This window comes from Streptomyces sp. NPDC111802, from assembly GCF_055634335.1.
In genome coordinates, this window is the sequence record NZ_JBVKCZ010000150.1 from 1 (window position 1) to 4,240 (window position 4,240).

Here is a 4,240-nt window from a genome sequence, read left to right on the forward strand (position 1 = left end):
GCATCCGCCGCGCCTCCCGCTCAGCCGGCCCCCAACGCGCCGCATTCGAAGTCCCCATACCGCCCCTATGCCCGCCCTGACAGATCGTCAAGAGCAGCCTTAAAGATCAGTACCAGGGGCTTCACCATGTTGTCAGCCCAACTGCCATGCTTCATCCGCAGGTTGGAAAAGGCTCACTGAAGCTATCCTGCAATGGAGTCTGGTTTGCATTCGATGATGTGTCCTCGCCAGCCCGCTTCGTGAATTCTTTCAATGGCGAATCCGGCCTGAGCGAGGAGCTTTTCCCACTGGCGTCGAGTACGTTCATGCCCGGTTAGAATGAGACTTATGAAGACGCTATAAGTCTTGCTCCAGTGAGGTCCGGGAGCATCGGTTAGTACATGTTCACCTAGGAGGAGTTGTCCGCTCGGGGGCATTGCCGCATGGACTTTCTGCAAGATGGCGACTGCTTTTTTGTCGTCCCAGTCATGCAGGATGCGAGCAAGGATATAGGTGTCTCCTCCTCTAGGTACGGATGTGAAGAAGTCGCAGGGCTCTAGTTGGCATCGATCGGCGATGTCAGATTCTGCCAGCAATGCTTCGGCCTCTGTGAGCACGTGGGGTTGCTCGGCCAGAATGGCTGTTAGATGTGTGTGCCGGTTCAGCAAGGCCATGAGGAGAGTTCCATTTCCGCCACCGACATCGACTACGCGGTGTGCGTGTGACCAATCCAGTTCAAGGACTCTGGTGGTAAGTCCGGTGCTGGTGGCAGCCATGGCTTGATCGAAAAGTGTTCCAGCGGCCGTGTCGGCCTTCAAGTATTCAAAGAAGGGTCGACCACGGGCTTGGGAGAACGCGCCACCCCGAGCCCCGTGGATGACGAGTTGATCTAGGTGCGCCGCAATGTCGAAGCAATGCTCGACGACGAAACGCACGTAGGTGCTAAGCGTTCCGGACGTGGAACTGCGCAACGCAAATAGGGGTTCTGACGCAGCGAAGTGGTCGACGTCCGTCTCTCGTAACAGCCCCAGGGAGGCTAGACAATGCAGGAGCTGACTGGTGCCTTGGGTATCAGTTCCGCAGGAGCTAGCTACTTGTGCTGATGACAGTGATGCGTTATCGAAGAGATCAGGGAGGCCCATATCGATTGCTGTCTTGAGGCATTGTGTTTGCACGAAGCCGAGTAGTAGTTCCATGATTGCGGCGGCCTCTTGCGGGCGTACGGTCTTGCTGTTTACGGGGCTGCATTCGTACTGCGGCATGGAGACTCCTTTTAAGCTCTGCTGACCATGAGTACTGTAGTCCACTCACTATGGAGCGAAACTGGGTGGCCGGCTTTGAACGATGCTATCCGTTCACACGAATGGCTTTTTCGTATACTTCCATTACCTGTCGTGCAAACTCTAGAGTTCCCCACTGTGCACTGCGCCCTTGCAGTACGCATTCGCAGAAGTAGTTCAGTTCTGCATAGAACCCCTGGATGAACAGAGCCTGGTTCTCTAGTGAGGATCTGCTGTTTTGTGGCTCCCATGTGATCAATCCGCTGTCCGTGCCTGGTGGGGCGAAAGTGGTTGTAGCGCCGAACTCGTATGCGATGCCTCGCTGAAAGGTGACACGGCTGCAGTTGTCGATTTCGGCCGTGCCGTGTTCGGCTACGAAAGTGTACCGTTCGAAGGGTTGTGAGAGTGGCAGATTTGCACTGAGCTGTAGAGCCCCGAGGGCTCCGTGTGCGAAGTGCAGGACGCAGAGACAGTCGCCAAGCTCGCCGCGATGTACCTTGATGTCTTTAACTGGACCGCCAGCGGCGAGAAGGAGAGACAGAGGGTGGCATCCCTCGTTCAACCAGTGACTGAATGCGCGCCGCTCCAGGAGTTTCTCCCCGTCCTGAGGGATAGTAATGGGGTATCGGGCATACAGACTGGTAAGGCGGCCGGTAGCCGGTTGCGCAAGGATTTCTAGTACCTTGCGTGCCGCTGGCATGAACACCTTTTTCATGCCAACCATGGCAACCCTGTCCCCGCGTGCGGCAATCAGGGGGTCCAACTCTGCTGCGCGCGCCGCGGGTGGTTTTTCCATCCATACGTGCACTCCGCGGCTCAGGGCCTCGAGTGCCAGTTTGGGATGGTCTTGCGGGGACACTGCGAGCAGGACAGCATCAAGCGATTCTCCATCTAACATGTGCGAGAGTGCCGTATATGGGGCGACGCCATATTGCTCTGCCGTCCTCTCGGTCTTATCCCGGTCTTGGTCGCACACTGCTTTCAACTGCACGGGAAGGTTGTTGAGTGTGGGCAGCAGAATTCGGTAGCCGTGTCCACCCAAGCCCACTACGCCTACGCGCAGGCGCCGGTTGTAATCGCGTTGGTAGGTCATGTTGACTCCTTCTTCTTTACCGGTCGGTTTTCTCGCCTCATGCCGCCTTGGTGCAATTGGCGACAGATTAGGGGGGGTGCTTCCACTACTCCGCAGTTCGGGCTAGTTGAACCCAGTCGGACAGTAGAGCGACTTGCCTAAGCCCTAATTGAGCTGGGGCTGGATTGGTCTCGATCTTGTCAAAGTGGCGGAGAGCTCTCTGCAGATGTTGCCGAAGGGGGTCGTCGGGCACCACATGCGGAGGGTCAGGCAGGCACCTTTCACGGGTCACGCTGATCGCGCCTACATTTCGCGGCCGGCCGTCTACAGGTTCGAAGGCTGCAGCTACCTCCCAGGGACGGCCTTCGGTGTCTTTGGCCTCTACCCGCAGAACCCGGTGGCGAACACCCGACCCGTATGGGAGCACACATGTGCTTCCGCTCCGCACATGCCCGGCTCTACTGTTAATGCGGCCGATCAATGAAGTGCTAAGTGTGATTTCACACCCGGAAGCAGCTTGATATTGAACCTCAGCGCCCTCTTGCGGCGGCGTGCCATCCTTGTTCCAGGGGCCGTGGAATGAGACTGCAGCGGGCCCGGAAGGCAGTAGGGACGTGTTGAGCTTTTGCCCTAAGGCGTCGACGATGGCGATGAGGTGAGGTCCTTCATAGCCTAGGGCGCCGAGCACCTGATCCTGAAATCGGCCTTGGGCGATGTCATGACCGCGGTGTTTGGTCATCTCCACCAGAACCCTATTTAAGGTCAGTTGTGCAGACCTCAGTGTTGCCGCGAGCTCCTCTAACACTGCCGACGAGTAGTAGGGTTCGTTAACCACGACACGGCCGCGGTGAGAGTCGAGTTGATGGGCCATCAGGGACACATCGCGCGGAGCGCATATCGGTTTCTCCACCAAGACATTGGCGTCCGGTGCCAAACTACTGATTTGTTGGAAAACTTGGGCGTGCCAGGCGGTCGGGGTGCAGATACTCCATAGGTCCGCGCCGACATCTGCTGCGTCGCCGGGCGAAGCCACCACTGTCGTGCCACACCGAAGGGACTGCCCGGCCAGGCGCGGGTCGACTACTGCGGCCGTCCTTACACCCAGCTCCGCTAGCTTGGCCTGCTGCATCCGGCCCATTACGCCGTATCCGACGACCACGCACCCCGCGGCCCTGGCGTCTGACCTCGTCATAGCGCACGCGCCATCGGTGCAGTAGCCAGAAAGAAGGCGCTATTAAAGAAGCTATAAGCAACGGCACCGTAGTGACGAGAACGTCTATCGCCTGCAATGACCGCGCTGTCCACCACCGAATGAAATGAAACCGTTAGCCGACCGGTTGCGTGCGTAGAACGAGCCGCTGCCACGAGAGTTCGAAGTGCTGCCCCAGATACACTCGCATAACACGTCCCCCGCGACCTGCCCGAAACTACACTTGAGGAGTGTTTCAGCTCATGGATGCGGATTCGATGCAGATATGGCATGGCAGCTAAATGACGATTCGTGGCTTGGAAACCGCATACATGATGATCCTCCGATAGTGATCGCGTTCCTGCCTGTGTGAACGGAAAGAACATCGATGCGCTACGCGCGACGGTGACGATGACGTCTCCCGGTACACTAGAACTGCTGACAGGTGCTTACGTTGCCAACCGAATGTGCTAGCCCTATCGATTGAACAATCGCCGATGAGTTTAGGGAATACCCGTGTCGCAAACGGAGCGTGAACGCGCTGAAAGAAAGATAATGCGATAAACGTAATCGCATGCAAGGCTGCGGTGCACTGTGGGGAAGGGCTGATCTATGACGTCGCGTTTGACCTCGATTCTTCACTTGCGGTGTGACGCCGGTCGGCTCGGTGGTTTGCCCGTAATATCCCCTGCCGTGCGAGGATGGGCCGTCGCGTGACGC

General features: G+C 57.6%; 3 protein-coding genes. All 3 read right to left on the bottom strand.

Translation table 11 applies throughout. The annotated features are described in order from the left end of the window. Positions 1–182 precede the first annotated feature (182 nt). On the bottom strand, positions 183–1,241 hold the full coding sequence (locus ACZ7NC_RS44665) for a methyltransferase (RefSeq protein WP_471497928.1): 1,059 nt from the start codon (positions 1,239–1,241) through the stop codon (positions 183–185). Positions 1,242–1,326: 85 nt separating this feature from the next. Then, positions 1,327–2,352 (bottom strand): Gfo/Idh/MocA family protein, encoded by a 1,026-nt coding sequence (locus ACZ7NC_RS44670; protein WP_471497931.1) that lies wholly within the window; start codon positions 2,350–2,352, stop codon positions 1,327–1,329. Positions 2,353–2,437: 85 nt separating this feature from the next. Then, complete coding sequence (locus ACZ7NC_RS44675) at positions 2,438–3,523, bottom strand: Gfo/Idh/MocA family oxidoreductase (protein ID WP_471497935.1); 1,086 nt, start codon at positions 3,521–3,523, stop codon at positions 2,438–2,440. Positions 3,524–4,240: the final 717 nt, after the last annotated feature.